Annotated in this window: 21 protein-coding genes and 1 tRNA gene; 10 read left to right on the forward strand and 12 right to left on the reverse strand. The window is 63.5% G+C overall.

Annotated elements, in window-relative coordinates:
- Positions 1 to 48: 48 nt before the first annotated feature.
- Together rpmA and rplU are read right to left on the reverse strand one after the other, a co-directional pair.
- A complete protein-coding gene (rpmA, locus tag NCS03_RS12010; protein ID WP_008342952.1) occupies positions 49 to 309 on the reverse strand; it encodes a 50S ribosomal protein L27 in 261 nt (86 codons plus the stop codon).
- A gap of 25 nt (positions 310 to 334) precedes the next feature.
- Positions 335 to 646, reverse strand: a complete 312-nt coding sequence (rplU, locus tag NCS03_RS12015; protein WP_008342953.1) for a 50S ribosomal protein L21 — start codon at positions 644 to 646, stop codon at positions 335 to 337.
- Positions 647 to 903: 257 nt separating this feature from the next.
- Here rplU and NCS03_RS12020 point away from each other — a divergent pair, with 257 nt between their 5' ends.
- The 9 genes from NCS03_RS12020 (at position 904) to yacG (ending at position 8653) form a co-directional block, all read left to right on the forward strand.
- Complete coding sequence (locus NCS03_RS12020; protein ID WP_250519775.1) at positions 904 to 1896, forward strand: polyprenyl synthetase family protein; 993 nt, start codon at positions 904 to 906, stop codon at positions 1894 to 1896.
- Between the two features lie 40 nt (positions 1897 to 1936).
- Positions 1937 to 2013 (forward strand) — tRNA-Pro (locus tag NCS03_RS12025).
- Positions 2014 to 2156: 143 nt separating this feature from the next.
- A complete protein-coding gene (locus tag NCS03_RS12030; RefSeq protein WP_034471461.1) occupies positions 2157 to 3446 on the forward strand; it encodes an HlyC/CorC family transporter in 1290 nt (429 codons plus the stop codon).
- 71 nt (positions 3447 to 3517) lie between these two features.
- Positions 3518 to 4687, forward strand: a complete 1170-nt coding sequence (locus NCS03_RS12035; protein ID WP_250529211.1) for a GspE/PulE family protein — start codon at positions 3518 to 3520, stop codon at positions 4685 to 4687.
- A complete protein-coding gene (locus NCS03_RS12040) occupies positions 4684 to 5889 on the forward strand; it encodes a type II secretion system F family protein (RefSeq protein WP_034471457.1) in 1206 nt (401 codons plus the stop codon). Before NCS03_RS12035 ends, NCS03_RS12040 begins: the two co-directional genes overlap by 4 nt.
- A gap of 31 nt (positions 5890 to 5920) precedes the next feature.
- Positions 5921 to 6844: a prepilin peptidase gene (locus NCS03_RS12045; protein WP_175982749.1), complete on the forward strand. Its 924-nt coding sequence runs from the start codon at positions 5921 to 5923 to the stop codon at positions 6842 to 6844.
- Between the two features lie 21 nt (positions 6845 to 6865).
- Positions 6866 to 7471: a dephospho-CoA kinase gene (gene coaE, locus NCS03_RS12050; protein ID WP_175982748.1), complete on the forward strand. Its 606-nt coding sequence runs from the start codon at positions 6866 to 6868 to the stop codon at positions 7469 to 7471.
- Between the two features lie 171 nt (positions 7472 to 7642).
- A complete protein-coding gene (zapD, locus tag NCS03_RS12055; RefSeq protein WP_008342965.1) occupies positions 7643 to 8398 on the forward strand; it encodes a cell division protein ZapD in 756 nt (251 codons plus the stop codon).
- Between the two features lie 63 nt (positions 8399 to 8461).
- Complete coding sequence (gene yacG / locus NCS03_RS12060) at positions 8462 to 8653, forward strand: DNA gyrase inhibitor YacG (RefSeq protein WP_008342966.1); 192 nt, start codon at positions 8462 to 8464, stop codon at positions 8651 to 8653.
- A 6-nt stretch (positions 8654 to 8659) separates the two neighbouring features.
- On the opposite strand, the gene NCS03_RS12065 is transcribed toward yacG, so the two are convergent.
- The 4 genes from NCS03_RS12065 to secA form a co-directional block, all read right to left on the reverse strand.
- Positions 8660 to 9091 (reverse strand): NUDIX domain-containing protein, encoded by a 432-nt coding sequence (locus tag NCS03_RS12065; RefSeq protein WP_008342968.1) that lies wholly within the window; start codon positions 9089 to 9091, stop codon positions 8660 to 8662.
- Positions 9088 to 9951, reverse strand: a complete 864-nt coding sequence (locus tag NCS03_RS12070) for an ATP-binding protein (RefSeq protein ID WP_008342970.1) — start codon at positions 9949 to 9951, stop codon at positions 9088 to 9090. Before NCS03_RS12070 ends, NCS03_RS12065 begins: the two co-directional genes overlap by 4 nt.
- A gap of 14 nt (positions 9952 to 9965) precedes the next feature.
- Entirely contained in the window at positions 9966 to 11207 is a 1242-nt protein-coding gene (gene argJ, locus NCS03_RS12075) for a bifunctional glutamate N-acetyltransferase/amino-acid acetyltransferase ArgJ (RefSeq protein WP_239295170.1), read from the reverse strand.
- Between the two features lie 160 nt (positions 11208 to 11367).
- Positions 11368 to 14181, reverse strand: a complete 2814-nt coding sequence (gene secA, locus NCS03_RS12085) for a preprotein translocase subunit SecA (protein WP_284504348.1) — start codon at positions 14179 to 14181, stop codon at positions 11368 to 11370.
- A gap of 276 nt (positions 14182 to 14457) precedes the next feature.
- Here secA and NCS03_RS12090 point away from each other — a divergent pair, with 276 nt between their 5' ends.
- The gene (locus tag NCS03_RS12090; RefSeq protein WP_008342974.1) at positions 14458 to 14943 is read left to right on the forward strand and encodes a DciA family protein; all 486 of its coding nucleotides are present in this window, start codon (positions 14458 to 14460) and stop codon (positions 14941 to 14943) included.
- Positions 14944 to 14988: 45 nt separating this feature from the next.
- On the opposite strand, the gene lpxC is transcribed toward NCS03_RS12090, so the two are convergent.
- From lpxC to NCS03_RS12120, 6 genes are all read right to left on the reverse strand, one after another.
- Complete coding sequence (lpxC, locus tag NCS03_RS12095; RefSeq protein WP_008342975.1) at positions 14989 to 15906, reverse strand: UDP-3-O-acyl-N-acetylglucosamine deacetylase; 918 nt, start codon at positions 15904 to 15906, stop codon at positions 14989 to 14991.
- 264 nt (positions 15907 to 16170) lie between these two features.
- Positions 16171 to 16674 (reverse strand): peroxiredoxin, encoded by a 504-nt coding sequence (locus NCS03_RS12100; protein WP_034471682.1) that lies wholly within the window; start codon positions 16672 to 16674, stop codon positions 16171 to 16173.
- A gap of 285 nt (positions 16675 to 16959) precedes the next feature.
- A complete protein-coding gene (ftsZ, locus tag NCS03_RS12105; RefSeq protein WP_008342979.1) occupies positions 16960 to 18171 on the reverse strand; it encodes a cell division protein FtsZ in 1212 nt (403 codons plus the stop codon).
- A gap of 117 nt (positions 18172 to 18288) precedes the next feature.
- On the reverse strand, positions 18289 to 19521 hold the full coding sequence (gene ftsA, locus NCS03_RS12110) for a cell division protein FtsA (protein WP_008342980.1): 1233 nt from the start codon (positions 19519 to 19521) through the stop codon (positions 18289 to 18291).
- A gap of 26 nt (positions 19522 to 19547) precedes the next feature.
- Entirely contained in the window at positions 19548 to 20300 is a 753-nt protein-coding gene (locus NCS03_RS12115) for a cell division protein FtsQ/DivIB (RefSeq protein ID WP_008342982.1), read from the reverse strand.
- Between the two features lie 34 nt (positions 20301 to 20334).
- A complete protein-coding gene (locus NCS03_RS12120; RefSeq protein ID WP_008342984.1) occupies positions 20335 to 21276 on the reverse strand; it encodes a D-alanine--D-alanine ligase in 942 nt (313 codons plus the stop codon).
- Positions 21277 to 21283: the final 7 nt, after the last annotated feature.

Raw genomic sequence — 21283 nt, forward strand, 5'->3', positions numbered from 1 at the left:
CGAACTTCGCGGGGCCATTTCTTCGGTCCTGAAGCCCGTGCGTAAAACTTACGCTGCCGGGACGACGACGACCGTGTGCTTCTTCGCAGCGCCCTTGGTCACGAACTTGACGTGACCGTCGGCCAGCGCGAACAGCGTGTGATCCTTGCCGATACCGACATTCTCACCCGGGTGCATGCGCGTGCCGCGCTGGCGAACGATGATGCCGCCTGCGTTGATTGCCTGGCCGCCGTACACCTTCACGCCGAGGCGTTTGCTCTCGGAGTCGCGGCCGTTGCGGGAAGACCCGCCTGCTTTTTTGTGTGCCATTTGCTTAGCTCCTTAACCGATGCGCTTACGCGTTGATCGCGTCGATGCGCAGTTCGGTGTAGTTCTGGCGATGGCCAGCGTGCTTTTGGTAGTGCTTCCGGCGGCGCATCTTGAAGATGGTCACTTTCTTGTGACGACCTTGGGACACGACGGTAGCCTTGACGGAAGCCCCACTGACCAGCGGCGTACCGAACTGAATCGATTCGCCTTCGCCTACTGCGAGAACCTGGTCGAGCGTGATTTCAGCGTCAATGTCTGCCGGTATCTGTTCTACTTTAAGTTTTTCGCCAACGGCAACTTTGTACTGCTTGCCGCCGGTTTTTATGACCGCGTACATTGAGAACCTCACTCAGAATTCTTTTTCCACGCACCACGCGGGGAAAACACGCGATTATACATAGAGTTACGCTCGACGTCAAAGCGCCGTGACGATGCCCGCGCGGGCAGCGCAACGCGCGATCCGGCTCCGAACCTCGGCGAAAACGAAGCGAATCGCAGCCGAAATTCGCCGACATTGCGCGAGTCGGAACACCGGACCACCCGGCGTCTGTCGGATTCGCCTTATAATCCGCCGGATTACCCTTTTTGCCGATCATGTCGTCCACCGCCACTTCCTCTCCCAACGCCGCCGCGCTGCTCGCCCCGATCGCCGAGGACATGCAGCAGGTCAATCGCGTCATCCGGCAGCGCCTGGCATCAGAAGTGATGCTGATCAACCAGATTTCGGAGTACATCATCGGCGCGGGCGGCAAGCGGCTGCGGCCGGCGCTGCTGCTCCTCGTCTCGGGCGCGCTGGGCGACACGACCGGGCATCGTCACGAATTGGCGGCGGTGGTTGAGTTCATCCACACGGCGACGCTGCTGCACGACGACGTCGTCGACGAATCGGATTTGCGCCGCGGCCGCAAGACCGCGAACGCGCTGTTTGGCAATGCGGCAAGCGTGCTGGTCGGCGACTTCCTGTATTCGCGCTCGTTCGAGATGATGGTGAGCGTCGGCAAGATGCGCGTGATGGAAATCCTGTCCGTCGCGACCAACATCATTTCCGAAGGCGAAGTGCTGCAACTGCTCAACATGCACGATCCGGACGTGGACGAAGCACGCTACATGCAGGTGATCCGCTACAAGACGGCGAAGCTGTTCGAAGCGGCGGCGCAGCTCGGCGCGGTGCTTTCGGGTGCGGATGCGCGGACCGAAGCGGCGGCGGCGGAGTTCGGCCGGCGCATCGGCACGGCGTTCCAGATCATGGACGACTGGCTCGACTACACCGGCACGCCCGAATCGATGGGCAAGAACGCCGGCGACGACCTGCGCGAAGGCAAGCCCACGCTGCCGCTCATTTATTTGATGGAGCACGGCACGCCGGACCAGGCGGCCCTCGCACGCGAGGCGATCGAGCAAGGCGGCACGGATCGCTTCGACACGATCTTCCACGCAATCACGTCGTCCGGCGCGCTCGATCACACGCTGGAATGCGCGCGCAAGGAAGCTCAGGCAGCGGCAAATGCGATTTCTTCATTTCCCTCTTCCATCTACAAAGATAGCCTGCTAGAATTATGTTCTTACTCGACGTCACGGCAGTCTTGAACGAGACTGAAGCAGCGTAAGAGTCCAAGTTGGTCAAATTCGGGGTGTAGCTTAGCCTGGTAGAGCGCTACGTTCGGGACGTAGAGGCCGGAGGTTCGAATCCTCTCACCCCGACCAGAATTGCAAAAACCCGCATGGTTCGCCATGCGGGTTTTTTATTTCCGGCGGCAAAACCGCGTACGCTGGCCGAAAGGCCGAGGGCGAGCTTGCCGGCCCGTCTGCTATATTGCCTCCCATCTCCGCCCCTACTCGATCACCGCGTGGACAACCTTCCCTTATGGGCGCAAATTTGCGCCATTTTTCTGCTTCTCTTCCTTTCCGGCTTCTTCTCGATCTCCGAAACGTCGATGATGGCGCTCAATCGCCATCGCCTGAAATATCTGGCGAGCCAAGGATCGCTACGCGCCCGCACGACGCAAGGCCTGCTCGCGAAGACCGATCAGCTTCTCTCGGTCATCCTGATCGGCAACAACCTGATCAACACGATCATCCCGGTGCTCACGACATCCATCGCGCTGCGCACCTTCGGCCATAACAACCTCGTCCTGTCGATCACGACGGGCGTCATTGCATTCCTGATCATCGTGTTCGCGGAAATCGCGCCGAAGATCGTCGGCGCGACGTATCCCGAGAAAGTGGCGCTGCCGGCGAGCCTCGTGCTCGCGCCGCTCATGCGCGTCGCGCGGCCGCTCATCTGGTTCGTCAATCTGTTCGCCAACGCGATCCTCGCCGCACTGCACATCAACACGAAGGGCAAGCGCGATCAGCGGATCTCGCCCGAAGAGTTGCGCACCATCGTGCTGGAAACGGGCAGCTTCATGCCGACCAAGCACCGCAGCATCCTGCTCAATCTGTTCGATCTGGAGAACATCACCGTCGATGACGTGATGATCCCGCGCCGGCGCATCGAAGCGCTCGACTTCGACGCGCCCTTCGAACAGATCCTGCACCAGCTCGAGACGTGCTACCACAACAAGCTGGTCGTCTTTCAGGGCGACATCGATCGCGTGCTCGGCATTCTGCACGTGCGCAAGACGCTCTCGGCGCTGCACAACCAGGAACTCGAGCGCGACACGCTGCGCGAACTGCTCACCGAACCGTATTTCGTGCCCGCGGGCACGCCTGTCTTCCAGCAATTGCAGTACTTCCAGGAAAGCGGCCACCGTATCGCGATCGTGGTCGACGAGTACGGCGAATTGCAGGGCCTCGTCACGCCGGAGGACATCATCGAAGAGCTGATCGGCGAATTCACGACGACGATTCCGCGCGGCGCCGGCTCGCGCGGCGGCTGGGACGAGAGCGGCGAGTGCATCGTGGCGGGCAGCATGCCGTTGCGCGAACTGAACCGCTGGCTGCATCTGTCGCTGCCGACGGACGGCCCGAAAACGCTCAACGGCCTGATCCTCGAAACGCTCGAAGACATCCCCGACGGCGACGTTTCGGTGCAGATCGCGGGCGTGACCTTCGAAGTGATGCGCAGCGACGATCAGGCGATCCGAACCGTCAAGATTTTCCGCCCGCCCGAAGGCACGCGACACGCGCTGCGTTAGCCATTCGGACGACTGTGCGCCGGCGGCCGAGGACGGGATCATCGGATCATCTCGACTCGACCGCCGACGCCATGATTTCCCCTTCCTTCCGCGAAACGCCATCCGACCACGAGACGCCCGCCGTCTCGCTGCTCACCGACACCTTGCGCGAAGCCGCCGAGCGCGGCGCGTCCGATATCCATGTCGAACCGTCCGAGCGCGCATGGCGCATCCGGCTGCGCGTCGATGGCGCGTTGCACGTATTGAAGCGCCCGCCGCCCCATTTGCGCGATGCGTTCGTCACGCGGATCAAGGTGCTGGCGCGAATGGACATCGCCGAGCGGCGCGTGCCGCAGGACGGCCGGCTGCGGCTGAATCTGCCGGGCGGGCGGATCGGCGACTATCGCGTCAATTCGCTGCCGACGCTCTTTGGCGAAAAACTCGTGCTGCGGCGGCTCGAAGCGCTGCCGCCCGACCTTTCGCTCGCCTCGCTCGGTCTCGACGACGCGCAAGGCCGCGCGGTCGAATCGGCGATTCGCGTGCCGCACGGTCTCGTCCTCGTGACCGGCCCGACCGGCAGCGGCAAGACCGTATCGCTCTACTGCTTCCTCCAGATGCTCAACGCGGAAGCCCGCAACGTGTGCTCGGTCGAGGATCCTGTCGAAATTCAACTTGCGGGCATCAATCAGGTGAGCGTGCGCGAAAAGGCGGGACTGACCTTCGCCGTGGCGCTGCGCGCGTTCATGCGTCAGGATCCGGATGTCATCATGGTCGGCGAAATACGCGACGCGGAAACGGCGGACGTCGCGGTGAAGGCTGCGCAAACGGGCCATCTCGTGCTCTCGACCTTGCACACGAACGATGCGCCCGCCGCGATCGCGCGTCTCATCGATATCGGCGTCGCGCCTTACAACCTCGCGTCGGCGCTCAAGCTCGTCACCGCGCAACGGCTCGTGCGCAAGCTGTGCGAGTTCTGCCGCGCGCCGTCGGCGTTGGCGCTCGCGGACGGGTTTCATCCGTTCGAGCCGCGCGGCTGTCCGGCGTGTCATGGCGTCGGTTATCGCGGGCGCGTCGGCGTGCACCAGGTGATGCCGGTATCGGATGAACTGCGCGAGTTGATCGTCTCGCGCGCCGCGACGCATGCGATCGCGCGCGCGGCGCAGGCGCAAGGCATGCCCGCGTTGCGCGATGCGGCGTTCGCGCGCGTGCGCGAAGGCGTAACGAGCGTCGCCGAAGCAGTCGACGCGACGGAGATCGAATGATGAACGACGCGCTCGAACTGCGCTTCGCGTGGCGCGGCATGGACAGCGAAGGCCAGCCGATGCGGGGAAAGATCATCGCCGCCGACGCACTCGCGGCCCGCGCGTCGCTGCGGCGCGAAGGCGTGATCGTCACCTTGCTCGAAACGCTCGGCGCCGCGCCGCCGCCCAAAGCGCGGACCGCCGACGTGACCGTCTTCACGCGACAGCTCGCCGGCCTGCTGCGCGCGGGACTGCCGCTCGTCGGCGCGCTCGAATTGCTCGCCGGCAGCGCGTCCGCCAGCGGAATGCCGCGCATCGTGCGCGCGCTGGCCCGCGATATCACGCGCGGCGTGCCATTCTCGGGCGCGCTGGCACGGCATCCGGCTGCGTTCGGCACGCTGTACTGCCAGCTGGTTTCGGTCGGTGAAGTCGCGGGTGCGTTGCCGACGGTGCTCGCCCGCCTCGCCGACGACCGCGAGCGGGCGGCGTCGCAACGGGCCAGATTGCGCGCCGCGCTCACCTATCCCGTGATGGTGCTGCTGCTTTCGCTCGCGATTACGGCGGGATTGCTGATCGGCGTCGTGCCGACCTTCAAGACGATCTTCGACGGCTTCGGCGCCGCGCTGCCCGCGCCGACGCGTTTCGTGCTCGCGCTTTCGGACGGCGTCGCGAATGTCGGCGTGCCGTTCGGGATTGCAGCCGCATCTGCGGTATTCATCGGATGGAATTGGATGAAGCGTTCGCCCGATGCACGCGCCGCCGCCGATCACGCCGCGCTGCGCCTGCCGCTTGCAGGCAAGCTGCTGCGCTCGCTCGCGGTCGCGCGATGGAGCCGCGCGCTCGGCACGCTGCTCTCGGCGGGCACGCCGCTGTCGGATGCGTTCAACTCACTCACGCATGCCACAGGAAACCGCGTGTTCGACCGCGCCACCGTCGACATCGCCGCGCGCCTGCACAACGGCGAGCGTCTCGCGGCCGCAATGCGCGCCGTCGGATGCTTTCCGCAGGACGTCGTGCAGCCGATCGCGGTCGCCGAAGAATCAGGCTCGCTCGATGCGATGCTTCTCGATCTAGCCACGCTCGCCGACCGTCAGGTGGACGAGCGCATCGGCGGCTTCGCGAGTCTTTGCGAGCCGATCGTCATCGCGGTGCTGGGCGCGCTCGTGGGCGGCCTTGTCATCGCGATGTATCTTCCTGTCATTCAGCTCGGCAACGTGGTGTAGCATCGCGGGCCAAAGCAACCGTTCGTCCATCATGCAGCCTTCGTTCGATCCGACCGCCGCGCATTTCGCGAGCCGCTATCTGGCGGCGTTCGCGGCGCTGCCCGTGGCCGTGCAGTACGGGTTCGCCATCGTGTTCGGCCTCGTGATCGGCAGTTTTCTTACTGTCGTCGTGCATCGTCTGCCCGTCATGCTCGAACGCGCGTGGCGCGCGGAAGTCGACGCAGCCATTCCCGAGGCGTCCGATGCCACCAAATTCGCCGCCGCCGATCCCTATCCCGAGCGCTTCAATCTCGCCGTGCCGCGCAGCGCGTGCCCGCATTGCAAGCACGTGCTGCGCGCGTGGGAAAACATTCCCGTCATCAGCTATCTGGCCCTGCGCGGACGTTGCTCGGCATGCGGCGCACGCGTGAGCCCGCGCTATCCGCTGACCGAACTCGCGACCGGCGCGCTGGCGGCGCTATCGCTTTACGCGTTCGGTCCCACGTGGCCCGCGCTGGCCGCGTTCGGTCTATGCGCGGCCTTGCTGACGGCAGGGCTCATCGACTACGACACACGCTATCTTCCCGATGTGCTGACGCTGCCCTTGCTTTGGGCCGGGCTTCTCGTCAATTTCGGCGAAGGCGGATTCGCGACGCTGCACGACGCCGTGACGGGCGCAGTCGCAGGCTATCTGTTCCTGTGGTGCGTGTACTGGCTCTTCAAGCTCGTGCGCGGCGTGGAAGGCATGGGCTACGGCGACTTCAAGCTGCTCGCCGCGATCGGCGCGTGGCTCGGATGGTCGGCGCTCGCGCAAGTGCTTCTGATCGCGGCCGTCGCGGGCGCCGCGTTCGGCATCGTGGCGACGTGGCGCAAGCGCATGCGTTTCGAAGAGCCGTTGCCGTTCGGACCGTTTCTCGCGGCGGGCGGCGCGATCACGCTTTTCATCGGCACGCCGCTTTATGCATTGTTAGGTTGATCGAACCGAACGGAGCAACGGATGTTCAGCATTGGTCTTACCGGCGGCATCGGCAGCGGCAAGAGCACGGTCGCTGATCTCTTCGCAGCGCGCGGCGTGCCGCTGATCGACACGGACCTTATCGCGCATCGAATCACGGCGCCGGGCGGCGTCGCGATGCCGCTCATCGCGAGCGAATTCGGCGACGGATTCATCGCGGCGGACGGCTCGCTCGATCGCGCGAAGATGCGCGCGCTCGTCTTCGCCGACGACACCGCGAAGGCGCGCCTCGAAGGCATCGTTCATCCGCTGATTCGCGCCGAGACGGAACGCCAGCGGTTCGCGGCGCAGGGCGCGTATCACATCGTCGTGGTGCCCTTGCTCGTCGAGTCCGGTGAATGGGCGAGCCGCGTGTCGCGCGTGCTCGTGGTGGATTGCCCCCTCGAGACGCAGATCGCTCGCGTCATGCGGCGCAACGGCTTCACGCGCGAACAGGTACTCGCGATCATCGCGAAGCAGGCGTCTCGCGAAGCGCGTCTCGCGGCTGCCGACGACATTGTGCTCAACGATGAAACCGCCACGCTCGACACGCTCGCGCAGCAAGTCGAAACACTGCACGGCCGTTATCTTTCGCTTGCGTCCGCATGACGCGACGGCGATCGCCTGAGTTAGCGAAATCGTCGAAAAGTTCCCCGTTTTCCGCCGAAACGAGCCATTCGGCGCCCGAATATGGCCCGATTTGCTAGGGTGAGGATGCGGCATTAGAATGTGCTCACTTCCGCTCATGGAAGCAACCGACCCACGCCGAGGCGAGCGCGCTTGATCCTTTACGAGTATCCCTTCAACGAGCGAATCCGGACGCTGCTGCGCCTCGAAGACCTGTTCGAGCGCTTCACGTTCTTTCTGACTCAGGAAGACGCGCGAGAACATCACGTTGCACTCACGACGCTCTTCGAGATCGCGGAAGTCGCTGGCCGCACGGACCTCAAAGCCGACCTCATGAAGGAACTGGAACGGCAGCGGCAAACGCTCGCGCCGTTTCGCGGCAATCCGGGCATCGAACAGGAAGCGCTCGAAGCCGTGCTCGGCGAAATAGAGCAGACGCTCGCCGGCCTCACCGAAATGCACGGCAAGACCGGCCAGCATCTCGCCGACAACGAATGGCTCGCGAGCATCCGTAGCCGCACGATCATTCCCGGCGGAACGTGCAAGTTCGATTTGCCGTCGTATTACGCCTGGCAGCAGTTGCCGGTCGAGGAGCGCCGCCAGGACATCGCGAAGTGGGTCATGCCCATGCTCGCGTTGCGCGACGCGGCGGCCATCGTATTGCGGCTCGCGCGTGAGTCGGGTCAGGCATCGAAAGTCATGGCGATGCAGGGCAGCTACCAGCAGATGTTGTCCGGCCGCACGTATCAGCTGATGCAAGTGCGCGTCTCACCGGACACGCGCGTGATTCCGGAAGCAAGCGCGAACAAGTACATGCTGTGGGTGCGCTTCACGGTGCAGGACGGCGATCTGAAACCGCGCGCCGTCGATGTCGACGTGCCGTTTCATCTGACGCTTTGCAGCCTTTGAATCGGAACGGTTTGGCCTCATGTGGTCAAATATCGTCCGTAACCGGCTCAATTCGTATTCGTCATGACCACTGTCGTCAAATGTCCGACCTGCGGCAAGGATGTCCGCTGGGTTCCCGAAAACCGCTTTCGCCCGTTCTGTTCCGAGCGCTGCAAGCAGATCGATCTCGGCGCGTGGGCGGCCGAGAAGTACAAGATCGCGGGTAATTCGCAGGAAACGCCGCCGGACGAAGACAATCGCGGCGGACTCAACTGAGCGCCGTTATTCGCGCTCTTCCTCTTCGAGCCATTCCAGAATCGGAATGGCTGCCGGCAGGAGCGGCGCGACCTCGACGGGAAGCGTCTGCCAGGCGATCGCCTGACCTTCGCGGCCGACCGGCGAACCGTTCCACTCCGTCACCTTGCAGAAGAAAAGCCGCACGTACGCATGGGGATAATCATGCTCCAGCGTGCGCCAGAGCTGGCACGCGGTGACATCGATGCCGAGTTCCTCGTGCAGTTCGCGACCGAGCGCCGCCTCGATGCTCTCGCCCGGCTCCAGCTTGCCACCGGGAAACTCCCAGTAACCTTCATACGGTTTGCCCGCGGGCCGCTGCGCAAGCAGATAGCGCCCGTCGTGCTGCACCATCACGCCGACGGCCACTTCGGTCACCTTGCGGCCATCGGGCGCGATGTCCGGCTTCGCATCGGTCATTGCTTGCGTCCCGACCAGTCGCGCGCGAATTGCCACGCCACGCGGCCCGAGCGCGATCCGCGTTCGAGCGCCCACACGAGCGCATCGCCGCGTGCGCTTTCGACTTCGGCGTCGGCGCAGCCGAAGTGCTTCAGCCAGTGTCCGACGATCGACAGATAGTCGTCCTGCTTGAACGGATAGAAGCTGACCCAAAGGCCGAAGCGCTCGGAAAGCGAAATCTTTTCTTCGACCACTTCGCCGGGATGAATCTCGCCGTCGGACGTGTGCTTGTACGTCTCGTTGTCGCTCATGTATTCGGGCAACAGATGGCGGCGGTTCGACGTCGCGTAGATGAGCACGTTGTCCGATTGCGCGGCGACGGAGCCGTCGAGCGCGACCTTCAGCGCCTTGTAGCCCGACTCGCCTTCCTCGAACGAGAGATCGTCGCAGAAGACGATGAAACGCTCGGGCCGCGTGGAGATCAGATCGACGATATCGCCGAGATCATGCAGATCGTCCTTGTCGACTTCGATCAGGCGCAAGCCGTCCTTCGCATACGCGTTCAGACACGCCTTGATCAGCGACGACTTGCCCGTGCCGCGCGCGCCCGTCAGCAGAACGTTGTTCGCGGGCAGCTTGTTCACGAACTGTTGCGTGTTCTGCTGAATGAGCGATTTCTGACGATCGATGTTCTGAAGGTCGTCGAGCGAGATCTGCGAGATGGCGGAAACGGGTTGCAGGAAGCCGCGTCCCTGACGCTTGCGCCAGCGAAACGCCACCGCGGATTCCCAGTCGATATCGGGCGCGGCGGGCGGCAACATGCCTTCGATGCGCGCCAGCACCGCTTCGGCGCGCGTGAGAAATTGTTCGAGTTTATCCATCGAGTTGTCCGCGTTCAGGAGCGATAGTCGGCGTTGATGCTCACGTAATCATGCGAAAGGTCGCAGGTCCAGACGGTCGCTTGCGCGTCGCCGCGCCCGAGCACGACGCGAATCAGGATCTCGCTCTTCTTCATCACGCGCTGGCCGTCTTCTTCCTTGTACGCGGGATTGCGCCCGCCGGCTTTCGCGACCAGCACGTCATCGAGATAAAGATCGATCTTGCCGACATCGAGATCCGTTACGCCCGCATAACCGATCGCAGCGAGAATGCGGCCGAGGTTCGGATCGGACGCGTAGAACGCGGTCTTAACGAGCGGCGAATGGCCGATCGCGTAGGCAATCTGACGGCACTCCGCCGCGTCCTGGCCGCCCTCCACCGTGATCGTCATGAACTTGGTCGCGCCTTCGCCGTCGCGCACGATGAGTTGCGCGAGTTCCTGCGCCACTTCGGTCACGGCGTCGCGCAATGCGGCGTACGCGGGCGAATCCGTCGATGTGATCGGGGGCAGCGACGACTTCCCCGACGCGATCAGGATGAACGAATCGTTGGTGGACGTATCGCCGTCTATCGTGATGCAGTTGAACGAACGATTCGCGACGTGCTTCACGAGCTGATCGAGGACCGGCTGCGCGACGTTCGCATCGAATGCGAGGAAGCCGAGCATCGTCGCCATGTTCGGGCGGATCATGCCCGCGCCCTTGCTGATGCCCGACAGCGTGACGACGTGACCGTCGATCGTTACCTGGCGCGACGCCGCCTTCGGCAGCGTGTCGGTCGTCATGATCGCTTGCGCGGCGTCGAACCAGTGCGCGGCTTGTTGATTCGCGAGCGCGGCGGGCAGACCGGCCTTCAGGCGATCGATCGGCAGCGGCTCCAGAATCACCCCGGTCGAGAACGGCAGGATTTGCTGCGCATCGAGATTGGCGAGACGCGCGAGCTCCGCGCAGGTTTCGCGCGCGTGCGCCATGCCCGGCTCGCCGGTGCCCGCGTTCGCGTTGCCCGTATTCACGACGAGCGCACGAATGCCCTTGCCGCCTTGGCCCGCCGCCGCGAGATGCTCACGGCAGACCGTAACCGGCGCGGCGCAGAAGCGATTCTGCGTGAAAACGCCCGCGACGCTCGCGCCTTCATCGACGCGAATGACGAGCACGTCCTTGCGATTGGGCTTGCGAATGTTCGCCTCCGCGTAACCGAGCGTGACGCCGGGGACGGGATGAAGCGCTGCGGGATCGATCGAGGGGAAGTTGACGGCCATGTTCGCGTCTCGCTGAAAGTGGCGAATGCCGGCTCATCGAACCGGCACATGATGAAAGACTGACGCCGGCCAGCGGATTCGAACCGGCGCCGTGAAGGATGGATGCTGCAAAGACAAACGACGCATCGCTGCGTCGCTTGTTCGTCAGGTCACGAGCCGATTACACCAGCTTGCCGTGACAGTTCTTGTACTTCTTGCCGCTGCCGCACGGGCACGGATCGTTGCGGCCGACCTTCGGCACGTCGTCCGAAGGACGCGTCGCCACGCTGATGTCGTCGCCGGCGGCCATCGCCTGGCTGACCATCTGCGCGGTGGCGCTCGCCGCCGCCGCGGCGGGCGTCGGCTCGGCGGCCGGCGCGTTGAACTCCGCGTGCGTGAACGACACGTTTTCCAGATGGCTGCCTTTCTCTTCGTACTGCTCGGCGGCTTCTTCGAGCTGCTCCGGCGACTGGATCTGCACGTTCATCACGACGCGCGTGACTTCCTGCTTCACGGCGTCGAGCATCGCGGCGAACAGTTCGAACGCCTCGCGCTTGTATTCCTGCTTCGGGTTCTTCTGCGCATAGCCGCGCAGATGGATGCCCTGCCGCAAGTGATCGAGCGCGGCGAGATGCTCGCGCCAGCGGCTATCGAGCGTCTGCAGCATGATCGAGCGCTCGAACGCGCTGAACGATTCGCGGCCGACCATCGCGACCTTCGCTTCGTACGCTTCGTCGGCGGCGGCGAGCACGGCTTCGCAAATTTCTTCCGCGTCGATCGAATTCGACTCGTTGATCATCTCCTGAACCGCGAGATCGAGCGACCAGTCGTTGCGCAGCACTTCTTCCAGCTCCGGCGCTTCCCACTGCTCTTCGATGCTGCCCGCCGGCACGAAGGTTCGCACGACGTCGCCGATCACGCTTTGACGCATCGCCGCGATGGTTTCCTGCACGTCGTTCGCTTCGAGCAGTTCGTTACGCTGCTGATAGATGACCTTGCGCTGATCGTTCGCGACGTCGTCGTATTCGAGCAGTTGCTTGCGGATGTCGAAGTTGCGCGCTTCGACCTTGCGCTGCGCGCCTTCGATCGAACGCGTGACCATGCCTGCTTCGATCGGCTCGCCTTCCGGCATCTTCAGGCGATCCATGATCGCGCGCACGCGGTCGCCCGCGAAAATGCGCAGAAGCGGATCGTCCAGCGACAGATAGAAGCGCGACGAACCCGGATCGCCCTGACGGCCCGCGCGGCCGCGCAGCTGGTTGTCGATACGGCGCGACTCGTGACGCTCGGTGCCGATGATATGCAGACCGCCCGCCGCCTTCACGTGATCGTGCAGCGCCTGCCATTCGTCGTGCAGCTTCTGGATGCGCGCGGCTTTCTCGTTCTCGGGGATCGAGAGGTCCGCTTCGATGAACGACGCCTGCTTCTCGACGTTGCCGCCAAGCACGATGTCCGTGCCGCGGCCGGCCATGTTCGTCGCGATCGTGACGGCGGCCGGACGGCCCGCCTCCGCGACGATCGCCGCTTCGCGCGCGTGCTGTTTCGCGTTGAGCACTTCGTGCTTCACGCCCGCCTGCGTGAGCAGATGCGACAGCAATTCGGACGCTTCGATCGACGTCGTGCCGACGAGCGTCGGCTGACCGCGCTCGACGCAATCGCGGATGTCGCGAATCACCGCGTCGTAACGCTCTTTCGACGTCTTGTAGATCTGATCCTGCTTGTCGACGCGCTTCGGCGGACGGTTGGTCGGAATCACGACCGTTTCGAGGCCGTAGATTTCGTTGAATTCGTAGGCTTCCGTGTCCGCCGTGCCGGTCATGCCGGACAGCTTCGAGTACATGCGGAAATAGTTCTGCAGCGTGATGGACGCGAGCGTCTGGTTCTCGGCCTGAATCTGGACGTGTTCCTTCGCTTCGACCGCCTGATGCAGACCGTCCGACCAGCGGCGGCCGGTCATCATGCGGCCGGTGAATTCGTCGACGATCACGACTTCGCCGTTCTGCACCACGTAGTGCTGATCGCGCAGGAAAAGCGTATGCGCGCGCAACGCGGCATAGATGTGGTGCATCAGCGTGATGTTCTGCGGCGCGTAGAGACTCTCGCCTTCGCCGATCAAACCCCACTCGGCGAGCAGGCGCTCGGCCTTCTCGTGGCCCGATTCGGTCAGGAACACCTGACGCGCTTTTTCATCGAGCGTGTAATCGCCCGGCTTTTCGACGCCGGTGCCGTCGGCCTTCTCTTCGCCGATCTGCTGCTCGAGCAGCGGCGGCAGCGCGTTCATGCGCACGTAGAGATCGGTGTGATCTTCAGCCTGACCGGAGATGATGAGCGGCGTGCGTGCCTCGTCGATGAGGATCGAGTCCACTTCGTCGACGATCGCGAAATTGAGTGGCCGCTGCACGCGCGCGTTGGTCTCGTAGACCATGTTGTCGCGCAGATAATCGAAACCGAACTCGTTGTTCGTGCCGTACGTGATGTCCGCCGCGTACGCTTCCTGCTTCTGCGAGTGTTCCATCTGCGACAGATTCACGCCGCACGACAGACCGAGGAAGTTGTAGAGGCGCGCCATCCATTCGGCATCGCGCTGGGCGAGGTAGTCGTTCACCGTCACGACGTGCACGCCGCGGCCCGACAGCGCATTCAAATACGCGGCGAGCGTCGCGACGAGCGTCTTGCCCTCGCCGGTACGCATTTCCGCAATCTTGCCGTAATGCAGGACCATGCCGCCGATGAGCTGCACGTCGAAGTGGCGCATCTTCAGGACGCGCTTGCTCGCCTCGCGGCAGACCGCGAACGCCTCGGGCAGGATCACGTCGAGCGATTCGCCGCCCGCGACGCGCTGGCGGAACTCATCGGTCTTGGCGCGCAGCTGGTCGTCCGAATACTTCTCGACGGTCGGCTCGAGGGCATTGATTGCCGCAACGGTCTTTTGATACTGCTTGACCAGCCGCTGATTGCGGCTGCCAAAAATCTTCTGAAGGAAACCGGTCGTCATCGGATCAGTGTCTGCGTCGCGGCTTCGGACGGCCACAGCACAAAGCTGCGTCCGGGCTCGGAGAACCTCGGCGACTTAAGTCCATAAGGTGAAATTCGAATCGGGAATTTTAGCATGTGAGTTTGGCAGACCTTGCGTCGGCGTGCCCGCGCGTGCGTAGACGGAACGCGACAGTCAACCCGCTGAAAGCTCGGGCGAAACTCGTTTCCCCGCCCAAAGCAACGGGCCGCCTCGCGTACAATCGGACCGTTCCGTCGGGCCTGCGCCTATACAAAAATGAGCCGCTTTTCTACGAATTCAAGATCGGGTTTCGATCCGCGGCGGCCGCAAGCCGTCGCCGACGTCCTCGATCGCACCGATGCGTTCCGCGCGTTGCGCGCGGGCGTCGAGCAAGTGGCGGCGCTGCAGCGCGATCTGAGCTCGCTTTTGCCGGATTATCTGGCGTCGAACGTGGAACCGGGTTTCATCAAGGACGGAGTCCTCGCGCTTTTCGCCGCGCACAACGCGCTGGCGGCGCGGCTGCGGCATATCGAGCCGCGTCTGCTTTCCGACCTGCAACAACGCGGCTGGGCCGTCAACGCGCTGAAAATCCGCGTCCGTCCGCAGCCGATGAAAGAATCCGCGCCGCCGAAGCAGGCGCGCATGTCGGCGGCGGGCGCGTCGGCGCTGCATGATCTGGCGGCCTCGCTCGAGCCGTCGCCTCTACAGGAAGCGCTCGCGCGGATGGCGGCGCGGCATCAGGCGCGCGGACAAAAAAAATGAGCGGCGCCCGGCCGCTCATTTTTGTTCATCCGTTGAGGCTTTCAGTTAAGCAAACGCGGTCTGCGTGTCGAAACCGAAACCGCGCGGTGCGGTTTTCGTATCTTCAAATGTGACGATTTCATAAGCGTCTTCGTTCGCGAGCAACTCACGCAGCAGCATGTTGTTCATCGCGTGACCGCCCTTGTACGCCTTGTACGACGCCAGCAACGGACGGCCGACCACGTACAGGTCGCCGATCGCGTCGAGCATCTTGTGCTTCACGAATTCGTCGTCGTAACGCAGGCCGTCATTGTTGAGGATGCGGTACTCGTCGAGCACGATCGCGTTGTCCATGCTGCCGCCGCGCGCGAGCCCCAGTTCGCGCATCATCTCCACTTCATGCGCGAAGCCGAACGTGCGGGCGCGCGCGATTTCACGCACATACGACGTGGTCGCGAAATCCACTTCGAGCGCCTGACCGGTCTTGTCGACGGCCGGATGGCGGAAATCGATCGTGAAGCTCAGCTTGAAGCCGAAATACGGTTCGAGGCGCGCGAATTTGTCGCCGTCGCGTACTTCGATGGGCTTCGTCACCTTGATGAATTGCTTCGGCGCGTTCTGCTCTTCGATACCCGCCGATTGAATCAGAAACACGAACGATGCCGCGCTGCCGTCCATGATCGGGATTTCCTCGGCGGTCACATCGACATACAGATTGTCGATGCCGAGGCCCGCGCACGCCGACATCAAATGCTCGATGGTCGAGACGCGCGCGCCGTCCTTCTGCAGCACGGAAGCGAGACGCGTGTCGCCAATCGCCATCGCGGACGCGGGAATATCGACCGGCTCGGGCAGGTCGATACGCGAAAAGACGATGCCCGTCCCGATCGGCGCTGGGCGCAGGGTCAGGTCGACCTTGCGGCCGGAATGGAGCCCGATCCCCACGGTTTTGACGACGGTCTTGATTGTTCGCTGCTTCAACATGATGTTCTTTCCGATTCAAGATCCTATAAAGGAAATTAATCGTGCGTTAAATTCTAATAGGTCGAATTATACTCCATTCGCCGCATGCCGTCCTGATCCAGGTGGTATCAACTGTTTCCCTGTGTTACGCCAAGGCGAAGGATTTGTGAAGTAGAACGGGCCGATGGCCGGAATGGAGGCATTTCCGGTCATCGGCCCCAAATTGCAGCTCAATGCGAGGGCGCTTCAAGCGTTGCGCGCGGGCAACGCGGCGCGCCGCTGCACTCAGCGCAACGTCGCCAGGATACTGCGAGCGTCGCTGACTTCGAACTTGCCGGGCGCTTCGACATTCAGCGTCTTGACCACGCCGTCGTCGACCACCATCGCGTAGCGCTGGGAACGGATTCCCATGCCACGCTCGGACAAATCCTGATCCAGTCCGAGTGCCTGAGTGAAACGCGCACTGCCGTCCGCAATCATCTTCACCTTGCCCGCGGTTTGAAGATCGCGTCCCCACGCGTTCATGACGAACGCGTCGTTGACGGAAACGCACCAGACTTCGTCGATGCCTGCCGCGGACAAATCCGCCGCCGCTTCGACATAGCCGGGCACGTGTCTGGCGGAGCAGGTCGGCGTGAACGCGCCCGGCAATCCGAAGATCACCACGCGCTTGCCTGCGCTCCGCTCGCGCACCGGGAACGCATTCGGTCCCACGGCACAGCCCTCGGTGGCCTCGTCGACGAACTCGAAGAGACGCACGTCGGGCAACGTTTCACCCACTTTGATCATGCTCGGTCCTTCCCTCATCAGTGCTCGCGGACATCCTCGCGATCGCATCGTCCCGCAACCGCGCCGAAAGTCTGCGCAGCGATTTCGGCTTCACTCTGCCTTCCTCGACGTCAGGGGCAGATTCGTGGAGGTCGGCTGGCCACGGCCCGGCGTCCATTTTGCATCAGGACGCGGCCTTGGACAGTCGTCCCACGCGAAGCCTGCGTCGTGCGCGCCGGACGTTCAGCGCGTGCACGCGGTGTGCCGCTTCGTCACGAACTCAGCAGCAAATAACGTGCGCTTCGCTCAGTCCGCCTGCTTGCGCAGGAACGCCGGAATGTCGTAAGTATCGACGCCTTTTTCCTGCAGCGCCTGCACGTGCGAAGCCGCCGTTTCACGCGTCGAGCGCCACACTGCCGGCGTGTCGAGCTGACCGTAATCCGTCGTGCTCTGACCGTGCTGCGTACCGTACGAATTGTGCGCGGCGGCGTGATGCGCGTGTGCGACCGGCTGATTGTCGGTGCCCGTGCGCAGGAGGGTCATCGGCGCTTGCTGCTGCTTCTTCGCCGCGCGGCCCAGGCCCGTCGCCACCACCGTCACGCGCAGCGCGTCGCCCATCGCGTCGTCGTACACGGCGCCGAAGATGACCGTTGCATCGTCGGCTGCGTAGGACTTGATGGTGTTCATCACTTCACGCGTTTCCGACAGACGCAGCGAACGGCTCGACGTGATATTCACCAGCACGCCGCGCGCACCCGACAGATCCACGCCTTCCAGCAGCGGACTCGCGACCGCCTGTTCCGCGGCGAGACGCGCGCGATCGACGCCGGCAACCGTCGCCGTGCCCATCATCGCCTTGCCCTGCTCGCCCATCACCGTCTTCACGTCTTCGAAGTCGACGTTCACGAGACCATCGACGTTGATGATTTCAGCGATACCGGCGACAGCGTTGTTCAGCACGTCGTCCGCGCACTGGAAGCACTTGTCCATCTCGGCGTCATCGCCCATCACCTCGAACAGCTTGTCGTTCAGCACGACGATCAGCGAGTCGACGTGATCCTCCAGTTGCTGCGAGCCCGCTTCCGCGACGCGCATGCGGCGGCCGCCTTCGAACTCGAACGGCTTGCTCACGACGCCAACGGTGAGAATGCCCATTTCCTTGGCGATCTGCGCGACCACCGGCGCCGCGCCCGTGCCCGTGCCGCCGCCCATGCCCGCGGTGATGAACACCATGTGCGCGCCGCGCAGTGCGTCGGCGATACGCTCGCGCGCGTCTTCCGCCGCTTCCTTGCCCTTCTCCGGCTTCGCGCCAGCGCCGAGACCGGTCATGCCCAGTTGCAGAACCGCCGGCGCGCGCGAACGGGCGAGCGCTTGCGCGTCGGTGTTCATCACGATGAAGTCGACGCCCTGCACGCCGCGGTTGATCATGTGCTGAACCGCGTTGCCGCCAGCACCACCAACGCCCACGACCTTGATGATCGTTCCGTTGGTTTCCGTTTCCAGCATTTCGAAATCCATGTTGCCTCCGTCAAGAATGAAGATCGGCGTTATTCGACGAGAGATCGGGCAACCCCTTGTCGCGCACCAGCCGCCGGTACCGGCGCGAAATTCTTTTTGTTGCGTGTTGCGTATTGCTTAGAAATTCCCGAGGAACCAGTCTTTCATCCGCGAGAAGACTTGTCCCATCGAACCGTTCTGTACCGCGACCTTGCGGCCGCGCATGCGTTGCGAGCGTCCTTCGGCGAGCAGGCCCATTGCCGTCGAATAGCGCGGATTGCGCACGACATCGGCAAGGCCGCCCGCGTATTCCGGCACGCCGATGCGCACCGGTTTCAGGAAGATGTCTTCGCCGAGCTCGACCATGCCGGGCATCATCGCCGCGCCGCCGGTCAGCACGACGCCGCTCGACAGCAGTTCTTCATAGCCCGACTCGCGCACGACCTGCTGCACCAGCGAGAACAGCTCTTCGACGCGCGGCTCCACGACCGCCGCCAGCGCCTGCCGCGACAGCGTGCGCGGACCGCGCTCGCCCAGCCCCGGCACTTCGATCATTTCGTCCGGATCAGCGAGCGCCTGCTTCGCGATGCCGTAGCTCACCTTGATGTCTTCCGCATCCGGCGTCGGCGTGCGCAGCGCCATCGCGACGTCGCTCGTGATCTGATCGCCCGCGATGGGAATCACCGCCGTATGTCGGATCGCGCCTTCGCTGAAGATGGCGATGTCCGTCGTGCCGCCGCCGATATCGACGAGCACCACGCCCAGTTCCTTCTCGTCCTCGGTCAGCACCGCAAGCGACGACGCGAGCGGCTGCAGAATGAGGTCGTTCACTTCGAGGCCGCAGCGGCGCACGCACTTCACGATGTTCTGCGCCGCGCTCACCGCGCCCGTCACGATGTGCACCTTCACTTCGAGGCGGATGCCGCTCATGCCGATCGGCTCGCGCACATCCTCTTGCCCGTCGATGATGAATTCCTGGGTGAGGATATGCAGCACCTGCTGATCGGTCGGGATGTTGATCGCCTTGGCCGTTTCGATCACGCGCGCGACATCCGCCTGCGTGACCTCCTTGTCCTTGATCGCGACCATCCCGCTCGAATTGAAGCTGCGGATATGGCTGCCCGCGATCCCGGTGAATACGTTTGTGATCTTGCAATCCGCCATCAGTTCGGCTTCTTCGAGCGCGCGCTGGATGGATTGCACCGTGGCCTCGATATTGACCACGACGCCCTTCTTCAACCCCTTCGAGTCGCTCTGACCGAGTCCGATTACCTCGTAGTGGCCTTCGCCCTTCAATTCGGCGACGATCGCGACCACCTTCGACGTTCCGATGTCGAGGGAAACCAGCAGGTCTTTGTAGTCTTTGCTCATAGCGTGCTCATGCCTGTGATGTCTGCTTACTTCTTGGCCTTGTCGGTGTCGTTGATGAAGCGCATGTTCGCGGCTCGTATGGCAAAGCCGTTCGGGTACCGCAAATCCGCATATTCGATGTCCTTCCCCCAGCGTCCCGTGACGGACGGCCACGACGCGACGAAACGCTTGCAACGGTCGTTCAGCGTGTCCTGATTACGCTCGCGTCCGAGTTCGACCTGCGTGCCGTTCGACAGCTTGACCGTCCACGCGAAGCGCGGCGACAGCGTGACTTCTTCCGGCTTCGCGTCGAGCGGCGCGAACCACTTCTCGAAATCGTGATACCGCGCGACCACTTCCTTCGCCGTGCCCTCGGGGCCGTCGAACGCGGGCAGATCGTCGTCGAGTTCGCCCTGATTCGCGGTGAAGAGATCGCCGTCCACGCTCACCAGTTGATCGTTCCCCCACGTGCCGAGCGGCTTGTATTCCTCGAGCGTCACCGCGAGCGCGTTCGGCCATACGCGGCGCACGCTCGCGTGGCGCACCCACGGCACCTGCTCGAACGCGGCGCGCGCCGCATCGAGATCGACCGTGAAGTAGTTGCCCTTCAGATGACCGATCACGCTTGCCCGCACGACCGGCGAGCTGATGTGCGCCGTATCCCCGTCGATCTGAATCTCGCGCAGGCGAAACTCGGGACGCTGGATCGCCCAGTACCCCGCGGCGCCGAGAAGCAGCAGCACGAGCACGACGTGCAGCCCGTTGGCGGCGAGGTTGAGTTGGCGAACGTTGTTCCACATGGTTTCGCTTGTTCGTGTCCTGTGTGTGATCGACCTAGTTCTTCAGCGTGAGCGACAGCACTTTCACGACGAGATCCTTGTAGCTGATGCCGACCGCGCGCGCGGCTTTCGGCGGCAGAGAGTGATCGGTCATGCCGGGCGCCGTGTTCACCTCGAGGAAATACGGGTTGCCGTCCGAGTCGAGCATGAAGTCCGCGCGACCCCAGTCGGTGCAGCCGAGAATCTCGAAGGCGCGCTTCGTCAGCTGCTTCATGCGCGTTTCTTCTGCTTCGGTCAGGCCGCACGGAATCAGGTATTGCGTGTCGTCCGCGACGTACTTCGCGTGATAGTCGTAGAACTCGCCCGCCGGCACGATCTTGATGACCGGCAAGTCGAGATCGCCCGCGATGCAGCACGTAAATTCGCCGCCGCCCTCGATGCTCTTCTCGACGATCACGATCTTGTCGTAATTCACCGCTTCTTCGAGCGCGGGCACGAGCGTCTCCGCGCTCTTCACCTTGATGACCGCGACGCTCGATCCTTCGCTCGCCGGCTTGACGAAGAGCGGCAGCCCGAGCTTCGCGATGATGTCCTGCGCGCGCGCCGCGTAGTCTTCGCCGCGAAAGACGGTTTCGAACGGCGGCGTGGGAATGCCGGTCTGCTGCCACACGAGCTTCGTGCGCAGCTTGTCCATGCCGAGCGCCGAGCCGAGCACGCCGCTGCCCGTATAGCGGATGCCGTAGAAATCGAGCGCGCCCTGCAGTTGCCCGTTCTCGCCGTAACCGCCATGCAGCGCGATGAACGCGCGCACGAAGCCTTGCGCCTTGAGATCAGAAAGCGGATGCCGCGCCGGATCGAACGCGTGCGCGTCGATGCCCGCCTCGCGCAAGCCTTCGAGCACGAGGCGCCCGGAATTGAGCGAGACCTCGCGTTCGGCGGAATTGCCACCGAGCAGCACCGCGACTTTGCCGAAGACTTTCGGATCGATTTGATTCACTTGATTG

It is taken from the genome of Caballeronia sp. ATUFL_F1_KS4A (assembly GCF_023630905.1).
Taxonomy (GTDB): domain Bacteria; phylum Pseudomonadota; class Gammaproteobacteria; order Burkholderiales; family Burkholderiaceae; genus Caballeronia; species Caballeronia zhejiangensis.

What these genes read in the sequence shown, in the direction of transcription:
- NCS03_RS12045 (WP_175982749.1), top strand. Translation starts at nt 5,921, where the DNA reads ATGCAGCCTTCGTTCGATCCGACCGCCGCGCATTTCGCGAGCCGCTAT.
- coaE (WP_175982748.1), top strand. Translation starts at nt 6,866, where the DNA reads ATGTTCAGCATTGGTCTTACCGGCGGCATCGGCAGCGGCAAGAGCACG.
- NCS03_RS12090 (WP_008342974.1), top strand. Translation starts at nt 14,458, where the DNA reads ATGAGCCGCTTTTCTACGAATTCAAGATCGGGTTTCGATCCGCGGCGG.
- NCS03_RS12065 (WP_008342968.1), bottom strand. Translation starts at nt 9,091, where the DNA reads ATGACCGATGCGAAGCCGGACATCGCGCCCGATGGCCGCAAGGTGACC.
- NCS03_RS12115 (WP_008342982.1), bottom strand. Translation starts at nt 20,300, where the DNA reads ATGTGGAACAACGTTCGCCAACTCAACCTCGCCGCCAACGGGCTGCAC.
- NCS03_RS12035 (WP_250529211.1), top strand. Translation starts at nt 3,518, where the DNA reads ATGATTTCCCCTTCCTTCCGCGAAACGCCATCCGACCACGAGACGCCC.
- lpxC (WP_008342975.1), bottom strand. Translation starts at nt 15,906, where the DNA reads ATGTTGAAGCAGCGAACAATCAAGACCGTCGTCAAAACCGTGGGGATC.
- rpmA (WP_008342952.1), bottom strand. Translation starts at nt 309, where the DNA reads ATGGCACACAAAAAAGCAGGCGGGTCTTCCCGCAACGGCCGCGACTCC.
- yacG (WP_008342966.1), top strand. Translation starts at nt 8,462, where the DNA reads ATGACCACTGTCGTCAAATGTCCGACCTGCGGCAAGGATGTCCGCTGG.
- secA (WP_284504348.1), bottom strand. Translation starts at nt 14,181, where the DNA reads ATGACGACCGGTTTCCTTCAGAAGATTTTTGGCAGCCGCAATCAGCGG.
- NCS03_RS12100 (WP_034471682.1), bottom strand. Translation starts at nt 16,674, where the DNA reads ATGATCAAAGTGGGTGAAACGTTGCCCGACGTGCGTCTCTTCGAGTTC.
- NCS03_RS12040 (WP_034471457.1), top strand. Translation starts at nt 4,684, where the DNA reads ATGATGAACGACGCGCTCGAACTGCGCTTCGCGTGGCGCGGCATGGAC.
- NCS03_RS12070 (WP_008342970.1), bottom strand. Translation starts at nt 9,951, where the DNA reads ATGGATAAACTCGAACAATTTCTCACGCGCGCCGAAGCGGTGCTGGCG.
- ftsA (WP_008342980.1), bottom strand. Translation starts at nt 19,521, where the DNA reads ATGAGCAAAGACTACAAAGACCTGCTGGTTTCCCTCGACATCGGAACG.
- NCS03_RS12020 (WP_250519775.1), top strand. Translation starts at nt 904, where the DNA reads ATGTCGTCCACCGCCACTTCCTCTCCCAACGCCGCCGCGCTGCTCGCC.
- ftsZ (WP_008342979.1), bottom strand. Translation starts at nt 18,171, where the DNA reads ATGGATTTCGAAATGCTGGAAACGGAAACCAACGGAACGATCATCAAG.
- argJ (WP_239295170.1), bottom strand. Translation starts at nt 11,207, where the DNA reads ATGGCCGTCAACTTCCCCTCGATCGATCCCGCAGCGCTTCATCCCGTC.
- rplU (WP_008342953.1), bottom strand. Translation starts at nt 646, where the DNA reads ATGTACGCGGTCATAAAAACCGGCGGCAAGCAGTACAAAGTTGCCGTT.